The 18,106-nt window shown below is 62.0% G+C and carries 17 protein-coding genes and 1 pseudogene; 12 read left to right on the top strand and 6 right to left on the bottom strand.

Going from position 1 to position 18,106, the window contains the following annotated elements; translation table 11 throughout:
* Window positions 1-18 precede the first annotated feature (18 nt).
* Window positions 19-939: a KPN_02809 family neutral zinc metallopeptidase gene (ypfJ, locus tag CJ178_RS04405; RefSeq protein ID WP_095886204.1), complete on the bottom strand. Its 921-nt coding sequence runs from the start codon at window positions 937-939 to the stop codon at window positions 19-21.
* Between the two features lie 163 nt (window positions 940-1,102).
* On the opposite strand from ypfJ, the gene aspS reads away from it, so the two are divergent.
* Genes aspS through CJ178_RS04420 form a run of 3 tightly spaced genes read left to right on the top strand, consistent with a single transcriptional unit; the run spans window position 1,103 to window position 5,122 of the window.
* A complete protein-coding gene (aspS, locus tag CJ178_RS04410; RefSeq protein ID WP_033236178.1) occupies window positions 1,103-2,905 on the top strand; it encodes an aspartate--tRNA ligase in 1,803 nt (600 codons plus the stop codon).
* 18 nt (window positions 2,906-2,923) lie between these two features.
* On the top strand, window positions 2,924-3,889 hold the full coding sequence (locus CJ178_RS04415; protein ID WP_033236179.1) for a DUF389 domain-containing protein: 966 nt from the start codon (window positions 2,924-2,926) through the stop codon (window positions 3,887-3,889).
* A gap of 54 nt (window positions 3,890-3,943) precedes the next feature.
* Window positions 3,944-5,122 (top strand): kinase, encoded by a 1,179-nt coding sequence (locus CJ178_RS04420; protein WP_095886205.1) that lies wholly within the window; start codon window positions 3,944-3,946, stop codon window positions 5,120-5,122.
* A gap of 61 nt (window positions 5,123-5,183) precedes the next feature.
* On the opposite strand, the gene CJ178_RS04425 is transcribed toward CJ178_RS04420, so the two are convergent.
* Window positions 5,184-5,564 (bottom strand): nuclear transport factor 2 family protein, encoded by a 381-nt coding sequence (locus tag CJ178_RS04425; RefSeq protein WP_033236181.1) that lies wholly within the window; start codon window positions 5,562-5,564, stop codon window positions 5,184-5,186.
* Between the two features lie 82 nt (window positions 5,565-5,646).
* On the opposite strand from CJ178_RS04425, the gene CJ178_RS04430 reads away from it, so the two are divergent.
* The 5 genes from CJ178_RS04430 (at window position 5,647) to CJ178_RS04450 (ending at window position 12,495) form a co-directional block, all read left to right on the top strand.
* Window positions 5,647-7,068 carry a replication-associated recombination protein A gene (locus CJ178_RS04430; RefSeq protein ID WP_095886206.1) on the top strand — a complete coding sequence of 474 codons (1,422 nt, stop codon included), beginning with the start codon at window positions 5,647-5,649 and terminating at the stop codon, window positions 7,066-7,068.
* 91 nt (window positions 7,069-7,159) lie between these two features.
* On the top strand, window positions 7,160-9,832 hold the full coding sequence (alaS, locus tag CJ178_RS04435; RefSeq protein WP_033236183.1) for an alanine--tRNA ligase: 2,673 nt from the start codon (window positions 7,160-7,162) through the stop codon (window positions 9,830-9,832).
* A gap of 2 nt (window positions 9,833-9,834) precedes the next feature.
* Window positions 9,835-10,371 carry a Holliday junction resolvase RuvX gene (gene ruvX, locus CJ178_RS04440; RefSeq protein WP_033236184.1) on the top strand — a complete coding sequence of 179 codons (537 nt, stop codon included), beginning with the start codon at window positions 9,835-9,837 and terminating at the stop codon, window positions 10,369-10,371.
* Complete coding sequence (locus CJ178_RS04445; RefSeq protein ID WP_095886207.1) at window positions 10,368-11,678, top strand: endolytic transglycosylase MltG; 1,311 nt, start codon at window positions 10,368-10,370, stop codon at window positions 11,676-11,678. Before ruvX ends, CJ178_RS04445 begins: the two co-directional genes overlap by 4 nt.
* Window positions 11,668-12,495, top strand: coding sequence for a shikimate dehydrogenase (locus CJ178_RS04450; RefSeq protein ID WP_033236186.1), 828 nt, complete (start codon window positions 11,668-11,670; stop codon window positions 12,493-12,495). Before CJ178_RS04445 ends, CJ178_RS04450 begins: the two co-directional genes overlap by 11 nt.
* A 381-nt stretch (window positions 12,496-12,876) precedes the next feature.
* On the opposite strand, the gene CJ178_RS04460 is transcribed toward CJ178_RS04450, so the two are convergent.
* Window positions 12,877-13,923 (bottom strand): TY-Chap domain-containing protein, encoded by a 1,047-nt coding sequence (locus CJ178_RS04460; RefSeq protein ID WP_143547495.1) that lies wholly within the window; start codon window positions 13,921-13,923, stop codon window positions 12,877-12,879.
* A gap of 401 nt (window positions 13,924-14,324) precedes the next feature.
* Between CJ178_RS04460 and CJ178_RS04465 the strand changes: the two genes are divergently transcribed.
* Complete coding sequence (locus CJ178_RS04465; protein WP_242484366.1) at window positions 14,325-14,927, top strand: prepilin peptidase; 603 nt, start codon at window positions 14,325-14,327, stop codon at window positions 14,925-14,927.
* Between the two features lie 6 nt (window positions 14,928-14,933).
* Here the strand turns inward: CJ178_RS04465 and CJ178_RS04470 are convergent.
* Window positions 14,934-15,088 (bottom strand): annotated as a pseudogene (locus CJ178_RS04470) (Txe/YoeB family addiction module toxin); the annotation flags it as partial.
* A gap of 39 nt (window positions 15,089-15,127) precedes the next feature.
* On the opposite strand from CJ178_RS04470, the gene CJ178_RS04475 reads away from it, so the two are divergent.
* The gene (locus tag CJ178_RS04475; protein ID WP_033236189.1) at window positions 15,128-15,442 is read left to right on the top strand and encodes a hypothetical protein; all 315 of its coding nucleotides are present in this window, start codon (window positions 15,128-15,130) and stop codon (window positions 15,440-15,442) included.
* Window positions 15,443-15,727: 285 nt separating this feature from the next.
* On the opposite strand, the gene CJ178_RS04480 is transcribed toward CJ178_RS04475, so the two are convergent.
* The gene (locus tag CJ178_RS04480; protein ID WP_095886209.1) at window positions 15,728-16,150 is read right to left on the bottom strand and encodes a hypothetical protein; all 423 of its coding nucleotides are present in this window, start codon (window positions 16,148-16,150) and stop codon (window positions 15,728-15,730) included.
* A 332-nt stretch (window positions 16,151-16,482) separates the two neighbouring features.
* Window positions 16,483-16,779: a hypothetical protein gene (locus tag CJ178_RS33185; protein WP_072782512.1), complete on the bottom strand. Its 297-nt coding sequence runs from the start codon at window positions 16,777-16,779 to the stop codon at window positions 16,483-16,485.
* Between the two features lie 394 nt (window positions 16,780-17,173).
* Here CJ178_RS33185 and CJ178_RS04490 point away from each other — a divergent pair, with 394 nt between their 5' ends.
* Both CJ178_RS04490 and CJ178_RS04495 read left to right on the top strand, forming a co-directional pair.
* Window positions 17,174-17,641 (top strand): SRPBCC domain-containing protein, encoded by a 468-nt coding sequence (locus CJ178_RS04490; protein WP_095886210.1) that lies wholly within the window; start codon window positions 17,174-17,176, stop codon window positions 17,639-17,641.
* On the top strand, window positions 17,638-17,973 hold the full coding sequence (locus CJ178_RS04495) for an ArsR/SmtB family transcription factor (protein ID WP_033236194.1): 336 nt from the start codon (window positions 17,638-17,640) through the stop codon (window positions 17,971-17,973). The genes CJ178_RS04490 and CJ178_RS04495 overlap by 4 nt, the downstream gene beginning before the upstream one ends.
* The last annotated feature ends 133 nt before the right edge of the window (window positions 17,974-18,106 follow it).

Below are 18,106 nucleotides of genomic sequence, written 5' to 3' on the forward strand. Positions count from 1 at the left end.
ATGGTTGTTGGGCAAGCTCTACTTGCTCAGCGCCGCGGGATTGTTCAAATCACGCGCCGAGTAGGTGTCGCAGGCAGCTACCTGGCCGGTCTTGTATCCGGCTGCAAACCACAACTGCCGCTGTTGGGATGAACCGTGAGTCCAGCCTTCGGGGTTGACCCGCCCGCTGGTCGACTGTTGGATCCGGTCATCGCCGACCGACGATGCGGCCGACAGTGCATCGCGGATATCGTTCTGCGACAGCGTCTTCAGGAATGGTTGGCCGGTCGCTTCGTCGGGGATGGTGTCGGCGTAATGTGCCCACACGCCGGCGTAGCAGTCTGCCTGCAGTTCGGTGCGCACCGCGCCTGACTCTGCGCCCTGCGGGTCGGCCTGCGCGCGGCTGATATCCCCGAGTTGATTCTGGATGTGGTGACCGAATTCATGGGCAACGACGTACTCCTGCGCCAAGGGGCCGGCGCTTGATCCGAATCGGTCGACCAGCAATTGGAAGAAGCTTGTGTCGAAGTACGCGGTCTGATCGGCCGGGCAGTAGAACGGACCGACTTCGCTGGTTGCCTGACCGCAACCCGTATTGACCGATCCGCTGAACAATCGCACTGCCGGGCGTACGTACGCCGTCCCAGTTTGTTTGATCAGTTGTTCTTCCCAGACGTCGTCGAGGCTACCGACGGTAAGTGTGACGCGGCAGTTCACGTCGTTGTTGGCATCGGTACCGGTGCAGTCGTCGACCGAACTGAGTTCGCTCGAGGAACTCGATGTTTCGGTGGACGTTCCCAGTAGCGAACCGGGATCTCCGCCGAACAGAAGGGCAAGAATGAGCACGATGATGCCACCGGCGCCGCCGCCGATTGCCACCTTGCTGCCCCGGCTACCGCCCCCGCCGCCTTGAACCTGAACGCGTCCCGCTTCACCGCGGGCCCCCTCGTTGAAGGTCATCTATGTCCGCTTTCTGCTGTCGTGAACAAGTGCTTGCCGTCACTTCTGGTGGATAGCTTCGCATGCGAGGCGGGTGCGCGTTTCCGGTCTGGGCTGTTCGCTCCGTAGGATCGCAGGCAAAGTAGTCGGTCGTCGGTTATTGAAGTTGTTCGAAAGGAATCCCGTGCTGCGCACACATCTCGCCGGTTCATTGCGACCCGAGCAGGCAGGGCAGACCGTAACGCTCACCGGTTGGGTAGCCAGGCGTCGTGATCACGGCGGAGTGATCTTCATCGATCTCCGTGATGCATCCGGTGTTTCGCAGGTAGTTTTCCGGGCAGGTGACGTCGCCGAGCAGGCGCACCGTCTGCGCGCGGAATACTGCGTTCGCGTGACCGGTGTCGTCGAGGTCCGCCCCGAGGGAAACCAGAACTTCGAGATCCCCACCGGCGCAATCGAGGTCAACGCCACCGAGCTCGAGGTGCTCAACGAGAGTGCTCCGCTGCCGTTCCAGCTCGACGATCAGGTCGGCGAGGAAGCGCGTCTGAAGTACCGCTACCTCGACCTGCGTCGTGAAGGACCCGGACACGCAATTCGCTTGCGCTCCAAGGTGAATGCCGCTGCGCGTGGCGTCCTCGCGCACCACCAGTTCGTCGAGGTCGAGACCCCGACACTCACGCGTTCCACCCCTGAAGGTGCCCGCGACTTCCTGGTTCCGGCGCGTTTGCAGCCCGGTAGCTTCTACGCTCTGCCGCAGAGCCCCCAGCTCTTCAAGCAGCTCCTCATGGTGGGTGGCATCGAGCGCTACTACCAGATCGCGCGCTGCTACCGCGATGAGGATTTCCGCGCCGATCGCCAGCCGGAGTTCACTCAGCTCGACATCGAGATGGCGTTCGTCAACCAGGACGACGTCATGCTGTTGGCCGAGGAAGTCCTGACCGCGTTGTGGAAGCTCGTCGGCCACGAGATCAAGACGCCGATCGCGCGCATGACCTACAACGAGTCGATGCGTCGTTACGGCAGCGACAAGCCCGACCTGCGTTTCGACATCGAACTCGTCGAGTGCATGAAGTTCTTCAAGGACACCACGTTCCGCGTATTCCAGGCCGAGTACGTCGGCGCTGTTGTCATGCCGGGTGGCGCAAGCCAGCCGCGTAAGCAGCTCGACGCGTGGCAGGAATGGGCCAAGCAGCGCGGCGCCAAGGGACTTGCCTACGTGCTGGTCGGCGAAGACGGAACGCTCGGCGGACCGGTTGCCAAGAACCTCACCGACGCCGAGCGCGAGGGTCTGGCCGCTCACGTCGGCGCACAGCCAGGTGACTGCATCTTCTTCGCGGCGGGTGCAACCAAGCCGATGCGCGCGCTTCTCGGTGCTGCCCGCGGCGAGATCGCCCGCAAGAAGGATCTCATCGACCCCAAGGCCTGGGCCTTCGTCTGGATCGTCGACGCTCCCATGTTCGAGCCGGCCGCCGACGCCACCGCGTCCGGTGACGTTGCTCTCGGCCACTCGGCGTGGACCGCGGTGCACCACGCGTTCACCTCGCCCAAGCCCGAGTTCTTCGACACGTTCGACACCGATCCCGGAACCGCTCTCGCCTACGCCTACGACATCGTCTGCAACGGCAACGAAATCGGCGGCGGCAGTATCCGTATCCACCGCAAGGACATTCAGGAACGAGTGTTCAAGGTGATGGGTATTTCCGAGGAAGAGGCGCAGGACAAGTTCGGCTTCCTGCTCGACGCCTTTGCCTTCGGCGCACCCCCGCACGGCGGAATCGCCTTCGGTTGGGACCGCATCACCGCGCTCCTCGCCGGCATGGATTCCATTCGTGAGGTCATCGCGTTCCCGAAGTCGGGTGGCGGTGTCGATCCGCTCACGGATGCACCTACCCCGATCACGGCGCAGCAGCGTAAGGAATCCGGCGTCGATGCGAAGCCGGAGAAGAAGGCTGACGCTGCCGGTGGCGACACCGCAGACGGCAAGTAGAACCGACCCCAGATCGCCATGCTGCACCTGAGGGTGATCTGCCCGCCCGAGCGCACCGAGGAAGTTCTCGGTGCGCTCGAGGCGGAATGCGGGGCTACCCACATTGTGGTGTCGCGTGGCATTGCCATCGATCCGCGCGGCGATGTCGTGCAGGCCGATGTTGCCCGCGAGTCTGCGAACGACGTCATAGTCGCGATGCAGGATCTCGGAATCCCCGAGCACGGCGCGGTGACGCTGGTTCCGGTGGAGACAGTGTTGTCGGCCGCGGCACGCAAAGCAGAACACGATGCACCTGGTGACGGCGCCGAGACAGTGGTCTGGGAAGAACTGTTGTCCCGGACTCGGGAGGAATCGACTCTCAATGGATTGTTTGTCGCTTTCCTGACTATCGCCTGCCTCCTGGCCGCAATCGGTGTAGTCACGGATTCACCGGTCACCATCGTCGGAGCGATGGTTGTGGGGCCGGAATTCGGCCCGCTGGCCGCGCTCTCGGTTGCCCTGGTTCGACGTGATCGAAAGCTACGTAGACGTTCGATTCTTGCGTTGGTCGTCGCGTTCCCGGTGGCGATGGGTATCACTCTGCTCGCCACCTTTGTGGTGAAGTTCTTCGACTGGATGGACGTCACCACCCTCGAATCACTGCATCAAGTCGACTTCATCTACAAAGTGGGACCGATCTCGTTTGTTGTCGCCCTCCTGGCCGGTTCTGCGGGCATGTTGGCCTTGATATCGGCGAAATCCGCCGCACTGGTCGGCGTGTTCATATCAGTGACTACAGTCCCGGCGGCCGGTTTCGCAGTAGTTGCTGCGGCTAACGGTGAATGGCGTATCGCCGGGCTGTCGTCGCTTCAGCTCGCCGTCAACATGCTGGGAATTGTCACCGCTTGCACACTCGTATTGTGGTTCAAGACCCGAGCCGATGAAGAGTTTGCTGCAGCGCTGAAAGGCATTTCAGGTTTGATCGGCGACGAGAAAGCGCGCTGACAGTAGAGAGCGAAGACGCATGATTCCAGTAACTTACGGGTAAGTTGATCAGTGATGACCGTATTACTGGCAGACCCCGTATCCGAAGTCGTGGCAGCTGCCGAGCAGTTGCTCACGCGCCGCACCGGAGCACCCGTTACCCTCGTGGATCCCACGGATCTGGGTGGCAGTGGACGCACCATCGTGCTGCGCGTTCGAGTTGCCGAAAACCCGTTTTCCCTACCTCGCACATTGGTGATCAAGCAGGTCCGTGATCCCTATCTGGGTGTCAAGAACGGCGTTACCCCGCCCGCTGAGGCAATCCACGTGTTCGATCCTGATACCGCGTTCCTGCGTGAAGCCGTGTCGTACCAATTCGCCAACGCATTGGCCAAGGACGCCCGTCCCGGCGCGGAACTGCTGGCATACGACTTGGACGCCAGGCTCCTCGTGCTCAGCGACCTCGGTGACGCCACCGCGATCAGCGTTCTTTTCCAGGACAGCGACGCAGACACCGTCACGAATACCCTGATGGCAATGGCCCAGGCAATGGGTCGCATGCACGCCGCCACCGTAGGACGTGAAGAAGATTTCACAGCCCTGCTTCGACGTGCCGAGGTTGTCCACAGTTCCGACGAAGTGGCTGATCAGGTGGCGCGCGTCATCACCGACGTGCCGTCGATGTTGGCGGACACACTGGGTGTTGTTGTCGATCCGAATATTCTCGAACAGGTTCACCACGCGCAGAATCTGTTCAGCGGTGGGCGATTCCGCGCCTTCAGTCCATCCGATCTGTGTCCGGACAACATCATCGTCAACGGCGAAGGTGTTCGATTCCTCGACTACGAGTGGGGTGGATACCGAGACGCGCTTCTCGACATCACGTACGCACTCGTGTCGTTCCCGGGATGCCTGTGCAACGTCGACCTGACCGAGGAACGCGCGTCGGCGATGGTCGACGCGTGGCGTTCGGAAGTGGTGGGCTTGTGGCCGGCGCTTGCCGACGAAGCCGAATTGGGTCGAGGTCTGGTCGAGGCTCAACTCATCTGGGTATGGCTGAGCACCTACATGTTCCTGCCGAATGATCATTCGCGGATAGCCGCAGTGCGCGAGCACCATCTGTCGATTCCGCGTTCGGATGCGTTGCTGCGCCGTTGGGCACGGTTGGCGCGATCAGCCGAACTCGCAGGCAACGTCGCTGTGCATGACCACGCGAACGAGGTTGTCGCTGCACTCCACGCACACGCTGAGTAACGCACTCACGAACCGATAAAGCGCCCGTGCCGGAGCACGGGCGCTTTTGCATGTCGAAAGCTCAGTTGTCGGCGAGAGCGTCCGCCTCGGACAGATCCGTTGCCGCCAGCGCCGTCGCGAGATCGGGATGCCGGAAGGTAGACGTGACCTGGTCCTCGACCACCCGGAACGCCGACGCAATGGTGGCGGTCTTGCCGGGTTCTGCGGCCCACGTCGCAGTCTGCTCGACAACGACAACTCCGTGGTGGACGTACATCTTGCCGGGAACAAGCGTCAAACCGGCGTTCGACGCCCACTCGCTCAGTGCTGCTAATCCTTGCGTTGCCCCGTCGGCTCCACCCACCTCGATATCGTCGCTCGACAACTGCAGGAGCGTGTCGATGTCTTGGCTGTTGAGTGCGTCATGCCACGCGAGAACGGTGGCGATCTCAGAAGTGCTCATGGCGACACGCTATCCAATTCGGCACGACCGTGCTTTCCAGTTGGGACTTCGACGCGTCGGTACCTTCTAGTAGCGTCGTTTTGTGAGCGATTGGCAAGCTGAAGACAGCGTGGTGGCGGATGACGGCCTGTTCGAGGCAACTCCGGAAGAATCCGAGAACGTCGATGAACCCGATGTCGTCTCGGTAGCCGAGCGCGCCTTGTCCTCGTTGCCGCCGGGTGCTCCGCTGGCTGTCCGCATGCGCCCGCGCACTCTTGGTGAGGTTGTCGGCCAGCAGCACCTACTCGGGCCCGGTGCGCCGCTGCGGCGAATGGTCGAGGGATCCGGTGCCGCATCGGTACTTCTGTACGGGCCTCCTGGTACCGGCAAGACCACACTGGCGTCGTTGATTTCCGGCGCGACCGGTCGGCGTTTCGAGGCGCTGTCTGCACTGTCGGCCGGTGTCAAAGAGGTTCGCGGTGTGATCGAACTGGCTAGGCGACGGCTCCTGAACGGCGAGCAGACCGTCCTGTTCATCGACGAGGTACACCGATTCTCGAAAACCCAGCAGGATGCGTTGTTGGCCGCTGTCGAGAATCGGATCGTCCTGTTGGTGGGCGCTACCACCGAGAATCCGTCGTTCTCCGTGGTGTCGGCGTTGCTGTCCCGTTCGCTGGTTCTGCAATTGCAGGCGCTCACCGCAGCCGATGTTCAGGAGCTTCTCGAGCGGGCAGTGATCGACGAGCGTGGGTTCGGTGGCTCAGTCACCATTGCCGACGACGCGATGGAACATCTGGTGCGGCTGGCGTCCGGTGACGCCCGCCGTGCGCTCACTGCTCTCGAGGCAGCAGCAGGCGCTGCGCTCGACACCGCTGGCGGCCAACCCGGACCCGTCGAAGTCGATCTCGCGACCGTGGAGGCCAGTGTCGACAAAGCCGCCGTTCGGTACGACCGTGACGGCGACCAGCACTACGACGTCATCAGCGCATTCATCAAGAGCATTCGAGGTTCCGACGTAGACGCGGCGCTGCATTACCTTGCGCGCATGCTGACTGCGGGGGAGGACCCGCGATTCATTGCGAGGCGACTGGTGGTTCACGCCAGCGAAGACATCGGGATGGCCGATCCGATGGCATTGCAGACGGCGATGGCTGCTGCTCAGGCCGTGCAGTTGATCGGAATGCCGGAGGCACGTCTCGCGCTTGCCCAGGCCACGATCCATCTCGCGACCGCGCCGAAATCGGGTGCCGTCATCGAAGCGCTGGGTGCGGCCATGGCCGATGTGGCTGCCGGAAAGTCAGGTCTCGTGCCGCCGCATCTACGTGACGGTCATTACAAGGGGGCTGAGAAATTGGGAAACGCGGTCGGATACAAGTACCCACACGACACCCGCGACGGCGTTCTACGGCAGCAATATCCACCGGACGAACTGGTCGGTGTCGACTATTACAAGCCGACTGGCCACGGAAATGAGCGGGAGATCGCCGATCGAGTGGGAAAATTGCGTCGAATCGTGCGGGGTTGAAGCTGTAATCGTGCGGGGTTAAAGCTGTAAGGTCCCTGCACGCTAGGCTGGACAACGACAGTTCGACGCTCATGAAGGTAAGGACCGGTTAGTGCAAACCCACGAGATCCGCAGGCGATTCCTCGACCACTTCGTCAAGGCCGGCCACACTGAGGTGCCCAGCGCGTCGCTGATTCTCGACGATCCGAACCTTCTGTTCGTCAACGCCGGCATGGTTCCCTTCGTGCCGTTCTTCCTCGGCCAGCAGACGCCGCCATACTCGCGTGCGACGTCTGTGCAGAAGTGTGTTCGCACCTTGGACATCGAAGAGGTGGGCATCACCACCCGCCACAACACGTTCTTCCAGATGGCCGGCAATTTCTCCTTCGGTGACTACTTCAAGAAGGAAGCCATCTCGCACGCCTGGGCGCTGCTGACCGGTTCGGTTGACGACGGCGGCTACGGCATCGACCCGACGCGCCTGTGGGCCACTGTCTTTCACGATGACGACGAAGCATTTGCGATCTGGCGCGACGAGGTCGGCGTGCCGGAAGAGCGCATTCAGCGCCGCGGCATGAAAGACAACTACTGGTCGATGGGCATCCCCGGACCGTGTGGGCCCTGCTCGGAAATCTTCTACGACCGCGGCGCCGAGTATGGCGTAGAGGGCGGCCCGGAAGCCGACGAGGATCGCTACATCGAGATCTGGAACCTCGTGTTCATGCAGAACGAGCGCGGCGAAGGCACCACGAAGGGTGACTACCCGATCCTCGGACCCCTGCCGAAGAAGAACATCGATACCGGCATGGGCGTCGAGCGTGTTGCCTTCCTCTTGCAGGGCGTCGAAAACGTCTACGAGACAGACCTTCTCCGTCCCGTCATCGAGAAGGCCGCTGAGCTGACCGGCAGCGTGTACGGCACCGATCACACGTCCGATGTTCGTTTCCGCGTCATCGCCGACCACGCCCGCACCGCCGCGATGCTGATTGCGGACGGCGTCAATCCCGGCAACTACGGCCGCGGCTACGTGCTACGCCGGTTGCTTCGCCGCATCGTGCGCTCGGCCAAACTGCTCGGCAGCGAGCAGCCCACCATGCGCGAGTTCATGATCGTCGTCCGCGACACCATGGCTCCGTCGTACCCGGTTCTCGAAACCGACTTCACGCGCATCGAGAATGTTGCCGTCGGTGAGGAAACAGCGTTCCTCAAGACTCTGGCATCAGGATCGGCCTTGTTCGAGAACGCTGCCGAGACGGTCAAGTCGTCCGGAAAGTCGGTCATTGCCGGCGACCAGGCATTTGCCTTGCACGACACCTACGGCTTCCCGATCGACCTGACACTCGAGATGGCGTCCGAGGCCGGTCTCACCGTCGACGAAGACGGCTTCCGCACCCTCATGGCCGAGCAGCGCAAGCGCGCCAAGGACGACGCTCAGGCTCGTAAGCACGCGCATGCCGACCTCACGGTCTACAAGGAACTGCTCGATCGCGGTCCCACCGAGTTCACCGGCTTCAACGAACTGGTCTCCGAAGCTCATGTCCTCGCGCTCATCGTCGACGGCGTTCGTGTGCCGGTCGCCAAGGCGGGGCAGTCGGTTGAGGTCATCCTTGACCGCAGCCCGCTCTACGCAGAGTCCGGTGGACAGATCGCCGACATCGGATCGCTCACGGCGCCGGGACTCGAAGCCAAGGTCAACGACGTTCAGAAGATCGCCAAGAAGGTCTGGACGCACAAGGTCACCGTCCAGAAGGGCGAGATCACCGAAGGCGACATCGTTCTCGCACATGTCGACGCCGAATGGCGTAAGGGTGCAACCCAGGGACACTCCGGTACCCACATGGTGCACGCAGCGCTGCGTCAGGTGCTCGGCCCCAACGCCGTTCAGGCCGGCTCACTCAACAAGCCCGGCTACCTCCGCTTCGACTTCTCTTGGCAGGGTGCGCTTTCCGAGTCCCAGAAGCAGGACATCGAAGTTGTCACCAACGAGGCTGTCGCGTCCAACTTCGCGGTCAACACGTTTGTGACGGACCTCGACAAGGCCAAGTCGATGGGTGCCATGGCACTCTTCGGTGAGAACTACGGCGACGAGGTTCGCGTCGTCGAAATCGGCGGCCCGTTCTCGATGGAACTCTGCGGCGGCACGCACGTCGGAAGTTCCGCTCAGATCGGTCAGGTCACTCTGCTCGGTGAGCAGTCCGTCGGCTCCGGCATCCGCCGTGTCGAGGCGTACGTCGGTTTGGATTCCTACCGTTATCTGGCCAAGGAGCGCGCGCTTCTGGCCGGACTGTCCGCATCGCTCAAGGTTCCGTCCGAAGAGGTTCCGGCTCGCGTCGAAGCGCTTGTCGAGCGTCTCAAGGTGGCCGAGAAGGAACTGGAGCAGACCAAGGCCAAGGCTGTTCTGGCTGCAGCCGGTGAGTTCGTCGACAAGGCCAAGCGCATCGGCAGTGTGCTCGTGATCGCAGAACCTGCACCCGCCGGCGTCGGAGCCAACGACCTGCGCACGCTCGTCACCGACATCAAGGGTCGCCTGGGCTCGGAGCCCGCAGTGGTCGCATTGCTCGGCGACACCGACGGCAAGGTGCCCTTCGTGGTTGCCACCAGTAAGGCTGCGCAGGCGCTCGGCGTGAAGGCAGGCGACCTCGTCGGCTCGTTCGGACCGAAGATCGGTGGTCGAGGCGGCGGAAAGCCCGACATGGCTCAGGGGTCGGGTTCCGACGCCTCCGGAATCCCGGCGGCGCTCGATGCGATCCGGGACCGGGTCGCAGAACTGGCGGGCGGCAGCTAACGGTGGCAGCGGCTGTGCAGGGTCCCGATCGCCCCGGCGTCGACGACCCTGGCCGCGGACGCCGCGTCGCGATCGATGTTGGCAGTGTCCGGATCGGGGTTGCGTCCAGCGACCCCGACGGGATTCTTGCGACACCGGTCGAGACTGTGCCTCGCTCGAAGGAACGTGGACCCGACGCGCCGGATATCCGGCGGATTATCGACATCGTGTCCGAATACGAGGCCGTGGAGGTTATCGTCGGACTGCCACAGACGCTGCGCGGCGAGCAAGGCAAAGCCGCCGGCATCGCCACTGCATTCGCAAAACGACTGCAGCGGGCCGTCGAACCGATCCCGGTGAGACTGTCCGACGAGCGACTGACGACGGTCACGGCTGCGCGCAACCTCCGCGAAAGTGGAGTCAAAGCTCGCGGTCAGCGTCCGATGATCGATCAGGCTGCGGCAGTGGAGATCCTGCAAGGCTGGCTGGACGAGCGGAGTAGAGCAGTGAAACCAGGGGAGTCGTCGGGGGACACGCCTGTGTCGGAGTCCGATCGGTGAGCGGGCGGTGGGATGAGGGCGGCTCCGGCCGGCCCACCGGTTCATTCGATTTCGACAACGACGAGACCATGGTCATGCGTGCGCTGCCACAGACCATCGAGCCGCCGCACATGTCCAGAGCTGAGGCGCGCAAACAACGCGAAGCGCAGTCCAAGCGAGCCAAGCGTGGCAAGAAGGTCGGTGTCCTCGCGCTCCTCGTCTTGGTGATCGCGGTTCTGGGCGTGGGTGCCTACGGTGCGACGTGGTACATGAACCGCACTCAAGCGGCGGCCGACTACGCCGGGCCGGGCGGGGCGCCCGTCGTGATCCAGATCCTTCCGGGTGAAACTGCCTCGGAGATCGGTGCCACGCTTGCCGAGAAGGACGTGGTTGCCAGTTCGGCGGCGTTCTACAACGCGGCCGTGAGTAACTCGGCGGAGATCCAGAAAGTTCAGCCCGGTTTCTACCAGGTACCTGTACAAAGCAGTGCAGCAGACGCTCTGGACACCCTGGTCGCTCCTGAATCTCGTGTCGGCCTGGTCGTCGTTGCCGCAGGGCGTCAACTCCACGACAGCAGTGACGCGCAGACCGGTGCTCTCAAGAAGGGCATCTACAACCTCATCGAGGAAGCCAGCTGCGTCGGATCAGCCAGTGCACAGACTTGTGTGACGGCCGACGAATTGAATACTGCGGGAGCGTCTTCCGATCTCGCTGCGTTGGGCGTTCCCTCGTGGGCGATGTCGTCCGTGCAGGGTGTGCCGGACAAAGACCGTCAACTCGAAGGCCTCATTGCGGCCAGTAGTTGGGATTTCGATCCCACCGGAACGCCGACGGAAATCCTGCGGACACTAGTCCAAGGCAGCGCCGAGAAGTACGAAAGCACCGGCATTCTGACAGCCGGATCCGGCGTCGGACTCTCGCCGTACCAACTGTTGGTCGCGGCGTCGCTGGTCGAGCGTGAGGCTCTGCCCGACGACATGTCGAAGGTCGCCCGCGTGATCGTCAACCGCTTGGCCGTAGATCAGCCGTTGCAGTTCGACTCCACTGTCAACTACTCGCTCGACACCACCGAAGTTGCGACGACGGATGATGATCGCGCGCGGGTGACGCCGTGGAACACCTACGCAATGCCGGGATTGCCCGCAACCCCGATTGCGTCACCGAGCATCGAAGCGCTTCAGGCAGTCGAATCCCCGGCCCTCGGAGACTGGCTGTACTTCGTCACCATCAACATGCAAGGCGAAACGCTCTTCACCCACAGTTACGACGAGCACCTCGCCAACATCGTTCTAGCGCAGGAAAGCGGGATTCTCGACAGTGGTCGGTAGCACCTCAACCGCACGCAAGGCAGCAGTTCTCGGCAGCCCCATTCAGCATTCGAAGTCCCCGTTGCTACATCTCGCGGCGTACGAGGCCTTGGGTCTGACCGACTGGACCTACGAGCGGATCGAATGCACGGGGGAGCAGTTGCCCGCGCTTGTCGACGGGCTCGGGCCCGAATGGGTTGGGCTGTCGGTCACGATGCCGGGCAAGATCGCAGCCCTCGAATACGCGTCGGAGCGCACCGCGCGCGCCGTTGTCATCGGGTCGGCAAACACGTTGGTGCGCATCGACGGTGGATGGCGGGCTGACTGCACCGATGTGGACGGTGTCAGCGGTGCGTTGATCGCCGGCGGTGTCGGTGATCTCACCGGTGCCCCCGCCGTGGTGGTCGGGGCCGGCGGAACGGCTCGGCCGTCGCTGGTTGCCTTGGCGGATATGGGTGTTCGCAACGTGACTGTCGTCGCCCGCGATCCGGGTCGTGCATCGGGCGCCATAGAATGCGGCGCTGCGGTTGGCTTGGACATTGATCTTGTTGCCTTCGATGATCCTCGTCTCGGCGGAATCTGTGCCGATTCGGCAGTTCTGGTCAGCACCGTTCCCGCTGATGCGGCGGCACCCTTTGCCGCGGAACTGGGTAAGGCACCTTTTGTCCTCGACGCGATTTACAACCCCTGGCCGACGCCGCTGGCCTCGGCCGTCGAGGCCGCCGGTGGCACCGTGATCGGTGGCCTGGCGATGTTGCTCAATCAGGCCTTCGGGCAGGTTGAGCAGTTCACGGGTAAGCCCGCACCACGTGAGGCGATGGCTGCCGCTATCGCTTAGTGGTCCTGGTCAGAAGTTCGTCGGGGGTGGTTTCCAGGCGGTGGGGTCGGCGAGGTAGAGCACTCTTTGAGTCCGTCGAGGACGAATTTCGGTACCGCGACCTCACCGGACCGTCTTGCCCTTGGTGGTCCCGCTGTAGTGCTTGCTGCCCAACTGAACCTCGGTGTCGGAGACCGTCAGTCGCGCCCGGGTGAAGTTCATATCGCGGACTCGCAGTGCGATGGCCTCACTCCAGCGGCAGCCACAGTAGGCGAGCACCAGCACAAGGAGCCCGTGCCCGTGACGGTCTGCCTCGGTCGATAGTCGGTCTACGTCTTCGGCCGTCAGGTAGATGTGCCGATTGCAGTCCCGCGGTTATCGGTGAAGGTGGGTACCTGGTCCTCAGGCCGGGGCGATACCGAGTTCCGCACCCACGTACGACATGTCGTCGACGCCCTGGGCATTCGAGAATGCCGTGAAAGCAAGCTCGTTGGGATGTGCCACTCCAGCGACGTCGCGCAAGGTCACCATTGTCCGAACGGCCAGTTCGTGCATGGTGGGATGCGTCGTGTCCCTTCCGGTCGGCGGGCCCAGCCAGATCGGCGCGTCGACAGCCCCGTGGTGATCGGGCGTCCACTGCCACCCGAGAACGCTCATCAGCCGGTTGATTTCCTTCAGGTCCGATCTTGCAGCATCCCCGAAACCACACTCGCTGTCGATGTCACCACCGGAGTTGTAGAACTGTACGTCAACCTGGTTGTTCGATCCTTTTTGAGGGGCATCCAGGATGACATTGCCCAGCCACGGCAAAGTGGCCAGAACCCACTCGAACCGCGTGACGAACTCGTCCCACCCTGAGCACCGTGCCGGAAGGCCGGACAACGTCGGACGGTCGGAAGCGACCTCGCCCACCCGCTGTGTGGGGGTGGGGCCGAAGTCGTTGTAAGAGCTGACGCGGAGCCGGTCAGGAGTCGTACCTAATCCGTCGCGCAACACCGCGACGATTGCAGCGGCGATCTCGTATCGTTGGTCGTCGGCATTGTGGCGCCATCCCGTTCTCCACTCCCGCGCATACTCCTCGACACGCTGGCCCTCGTGTTCGACGTCGTGATCGCGGCCGATATGGATTTCGACAGACTTCCACAACGGCTGGTCGCGTGGCACCCAACGACCGGACTCACGGTCACGGACCTGGGAAAACAAGGTGGTCCGCTGCGACTGGATCACCGCCCGTAATCGGGCAGCCGTCACCGGTTCATCGGGCACCGTCACCCTGATATCAAGTCCTTTGTCATCTTCTCGGAACAGGATCCGTTGCCCGGTCAACGTGTCGCGCAGTTGAAGGCTGTCGCCATCCGTCGGCGAAATCAGCGTCTCGTTTTCATCCCAGTCCGGGTACAGCACCAGTTGGATGTCCTCAAACAGACTGGTCCAAACGTCATCAGCCACAACCACTCCCCGTTTCCGAAACCTCCCGACAAACCTCCCGACAACCTACCGACACGCCCCGACACGTACGTTTCCGACGCCAACAAACCATCCGCCTCGGTAGCCGGGCGACAATCTCCAGACTGTCGAACGCACTACATTGCCGCATACCGATCGTTCGGTAACGCTTGGGGTCTGGTGACAAGAAACGGAGCGCTACAACGCCACAGCCACGCCGTTCCAATGGAGCTACACCTGCGGCCACCTGTATAGACACTTGCAGCGCCTTGAGCACGACGCCACACTCCGGGATGCCGCGTGACCCCCGACGAACTTCTGGCGATGACCACTTAGCTTTATCCACAGTGCCGCCGTAGTGCACAGCACGATTTCGTAGGCTGCGGCCGGTCGACGGTCGGCTCATGCTCAATGCCATGTGGATGTTGGTGGGGTTGGCAACTGCGGGTGCTGTTGGCGGTTTTGGTGCGCGTTTTCTTGCTGACGATTGGTTGCGCCGAAACCTGTATGCCGGGATTTCAGTCCGTTGCGGTGTGCCTGAATTGTGCGTCGCGGTGGGCTGGTTGCTTGTCGGTGTAGCGACTTCATCTGCACTACAGCTTGTTTCGGGCCTGGCGTTCGTGTGGTGGTGTGTGGCCGTGTCACTTGTCGATGTGTCTGTGCGGCGGTTGCCGAACACTTTCACTGTGCCCGCCTATGGTGTCGTTATCGTCGGCGCCTTGTTTGCGGGAACGCTCTGGGCAGCGCTGATGGGATCGGTAATGCTCTCGGGAATCCACCTTGTGCTGCACCTGATTTCGGCACGCTCCCTGGGCGCAGGTGATGTGAAGCTGGCACTTCCGCTGGGTGCGATCACGGGGTTGGGTGGTGCCCAGGTCTGGCTGCTATCCGCTTTTCTGGCTCCGGTGATCACATTAGTGGTGGCCGTTCTGCTGGCGCGGCGGTCGCAGGTCCCTCATGGGCCGTCGATGTGCGGCGCCGCGCTACTTGCCTGGACGATCGGGTGAGCGTGTTCAGCGTCCGTAGTGGTAGCGGCACGCAGCGATTCGGACCTGGTCGTCGGCGATTTTGTGTAAATCAGACGATGCTCGTCAGTGATCCGCCTCGACCAGTAACCTTGAAATCTATGTTTGAGTGGTTCGGGTTTTCCGATTCCTTCGTTACCATTCGCGCTGCTCCTCTCGTTCATTCGTGAGAGCGTCGGTGCGTGAACACCAACGAGTGGGCAGACGGCTACCGCCCGCAAGCTGAAGACAGTCCCTTCACTCTCATCGTCGAGGGCGAGGTTTTCGCCGTCACGGTGCGCGAAAATGGCAGTGAGGATTACACCTGGGAATCCGGACCGAACAAGAACTACGGGTTCGGTGGTGGCCCAGCCCAGGTGGCCGGTGTTCCGGGTTTCGATGTTCCGGATGGCGAGGTTCCGGACGCCGAGCCGTACCTGTCGACGATTGACGATCACCGCAGGTCGATCAGAAACTTCCTCGGCATGATCGACCCCGAATCCGGGTACATCGAATAACCACGCGCGGATGACGGCGATGGCCGAATGATCACTCGTTATTGTCAATCGTCGTGAGAGTGCGTGTCCGCGGTGTCTGGGAATTGACCCCTTCGCAACCCGAAACTCGCAAACGGTTCGGCGTCGGCGTTCTCAGGTGATCGTGCGATACGCGGATCTTTCGCAAACACGCTGGTTAGGGCGGCCAAGAGTCGAGGCATTCACTAATCAATGCTGGTTCATCTTGGATGAGCGCACGGCAGGGTGCGTATCTGTTGGGCTACCGGTGTAACGAAAGTCAGTGGATCACCGGGCGAGTGCGACTTCGGAGAGGATGGTGTCGTTTCGGTCGGAGAATTCGTTGGCGGCACGGTAGACGATCGACACCGCGTGGGCTGTCGCCGGACCAGCGAGTGCGATTGTTCCGAAGATCATCCAACGAATGACATCGGGGAGAGATGGAGTGGAAGAAGCGGCTGGCGACTCGAGTAACAAGAAGTTGGCGATTGCGCCGAGTGCTCCGAGCAGTCCGAGCGCTGCCACTGATGATCGTCGAACCCACTTGTTTTCGGAGAACACCACAACAGCACCGAGTGTCAGTACCGAGATGACCGTCATAGCGGTGACTATCCAATACTCGGAAGGCTGTCCATCGCGGACTGCGAACGATGTGGACAAAGTCGCGGAACCGGTCAGCATCGCTGCGCCCCACAGCAGTCCGACGATCATGATGCACCTACGCATGGGACTAGCCTTCGACCTGGTGCAATTCTCAGACGAGACGGACGCTTCGGATGTCATGGGCAGATCTTTGCATCGGGTACCGACAGGGGCCACTGGGGTCGATGTGCTGTCGTGGACGAGCGGGGACTGAGAAGTCGCGATTGGTCAACTGTCAACGGTTTTCAGAAGGCTGACCAAAGTACCGGTTACCGCAGGAGATGCCAGTCGGGGCTGGGATGAAGATTGAAAAGCCTTTCGTGTCAGCCGAATCGGAAACGATTGACCTTATGGAATGTGGTGAGTGCGCCAGTCCCGTGCGAACGTGTCCAGCGTGGCGGTCAGTGTTCGTCGTAGTGCTCACCATGTGCGGCGTGTCGATGGCCATCGTGGACGTAGTCCGTGTGATCGCCGTGCGGAACGGCGACGTGGCCACACCCTTCGCCGTGGACGTGATCATGGCCTTCGTGTACGACGTGCTCCGACGTCTCACATTCGTCGACATGATCGCCGTGGGGACGATGTAGGTGCCCGTCGTGCGCGTAATCGACATGGTCACCGTGCGGAACGGCGACGTGGCCGCACCCTTCACCATGGCTGTGTTCATGTTCCGAGTGTTGTTGATGTTCTGTTGTCATCGAAAACCCTTTCACTGGAAGAATCAGTCAGGCGATGGTGAACGCTGCCTGCCGTGTGCGATCTTTTGCCGGTGAGACACGCTTGCCGCGTTCAGGAGTTGTGTCACTTCCGCTCCCCCGACGCGGGGCAGACGCCCTTGCCGTCGCCGTTGAAATGAGGCGGCGTCGCACGGTTGCATGTTGATCTGACAGTGCCGACATTACTCCGGTGCGCCACAGGACATGCGGAAACTGTGGAGTCGCGGCGTCCTGAATTTCGGTATAGGCGTTGCGAAGTCGTTACATCGGACGACGGTCCGGGGTAGCGACTTCGCGAAGCGCAATGATTGGTTGCGTATGCGACTTCAGCTGGGTATTCTGATATGCAACCAAAGGTTGCAGAAGAGGTGCCGGTATGGAGTACGGACAAATCGAGCGGTCGATCTACGTCGAAGCCGCACCCGACGTGGTTTACGAGGTCATCAGCAGTCCTGAGCATTTGAAGGAGTGGTGGTCCGACGAGGTTGTCGACCTGGAACCGGTTCCGGGCTCTGTCGGCGAACTCGTGTGGGGAGAGCGGACCTCGCCTGACGGTCATGTTGCCCGGATCGAGGTGGTCGACGCTGCGCCACCCCGATTGTTTTCATTCCGATGGGCTCACTTGTCCGATGACGGGGTGCCCCCAATGAACAGTCTGTTGGTGACATTTGAGCTGGTGCCCTCGGGAGAGGGCACGACGCTGCGTATGACGGAAACCGGGTTCCGTGAAATGGGCTGGGAGGTCGCAGTTCTCGAGGAGCAGTACAACTCTCACGTCGAGGGGTGGAACCGGCACCTGCCGCGGCTTGTCGAGTGCGCAGCCCGACTGGGTGCGAGCGGATGAGCCTTATCGACGACGACCTCTGGACAGCGATCGGGGACCCCACACGCCGACGAATGCTCGACTTGCTGTTGGCAAATGGGGAGGGGACGGCGACCACTCTGAGTGATCAGCTACCCGTAACCCGTCAAGCTGTCGCGAAACACCTCGGCGCTCTCGACCGCGTTGGTTTGGTACATGTGACGCCCGCCGGCCGAGAGAGGCTCTACCGGGTCGATGCCGCGCAACTCGCCCGCGCCGTAGCGCAGCTGAATGCAGTCGGTTCGTCGTGGGATGCCCGGTTGCAGCGCATCAAACGGATTGCGGAAGCAATCGAACATAACAACCGGAAATGAGAAGAAGGAGGAACCCGCGATGGTCGACATTCTGCACAGGGTTGGGATCAAGTCGTCCTCTGTCGGCGATGTCTACGCAGCGTTGACGACGGTTGACGGTCTGGCCGGCTGGTGGACCAGCGATACGGACGGA

It is taken from the genome of Rhodococcus sp. ACPA4 (genome assembly GCF_002300185.1).
GTDB lineage: Bacteria > Actinomycetota > Actinomycetes > Mycobacteriales > Mycobacteriaceae > Rhodococcus_F > Rhodococcus_F globerula.

Excerpts from the sequence above, each read along its gene's own strand:
- CJ178_RS04480 (WP_095886209.1), bottom strand. The coding sequence starts at position 16,150 with ATGATCGTCGGACTGCTGTGGGGCGCAGCGATGCTGACCGGTTCCGCG.
- CJ178_RS04415 (WP_033236179.1), top strand. The coding sequence starts at position 2,924 with ATGCTGCACCTGAGGGTGATCTGCCCGCCCGAGCGCACCGAGGAAGTT.
- CJ178_RS04425 (WP_033236181.1), bottom strand. The coding sequence starts at position 5,564 with ATGAGCACTTCTGAGATCGCCACCGTTCTCGCGTGGCATGACGCACTC.
- CJ178_RS04495 (WP_033236194.1), top strand. The coding sequence starts at position 17,638 with ATGAGCCTTATCGACGACGACCTCTGGACAGCGATCGGGGACCCCACA.
- CJ178_RS33185 (WP_072782512.1), bottom strand. The coding sequence starts at position 16,779 with ATGACAACAGAACATCAACAACACTCGGAACATGAACACAGCCATGGT.
- CJ178_RS04490 (WP_095886210.1), top strand. The coding sequence starts at position 17,174 with ATGGAGTACGGACAAATCGAGCGGTCGATCTACGTCGAAGCCGCACCC.
- CJ178_RS04465 (WP_242484366.1), top strand. The coding sequence starts at position 14,325 with ATGCTCAATGCCATGTGGATGTTGGTGGGGTTGGCAACTGCGGGTGCT.
- ypfJ (WP_095886204.1), bottom strand. The coding sequence starts at position 939 with ATGACCTTCAACGAGGGGGCCCGCGGTGAAGCGGGACGCGTTCAGGTT.
- CJ178_RS04420 (WP_095886205.1), top strand. The coding sequence starts at position 3,944 with ATGACCGTATTACTGGCAGACCCCGTATCCGAAGTCGTGGCAGCTGCC.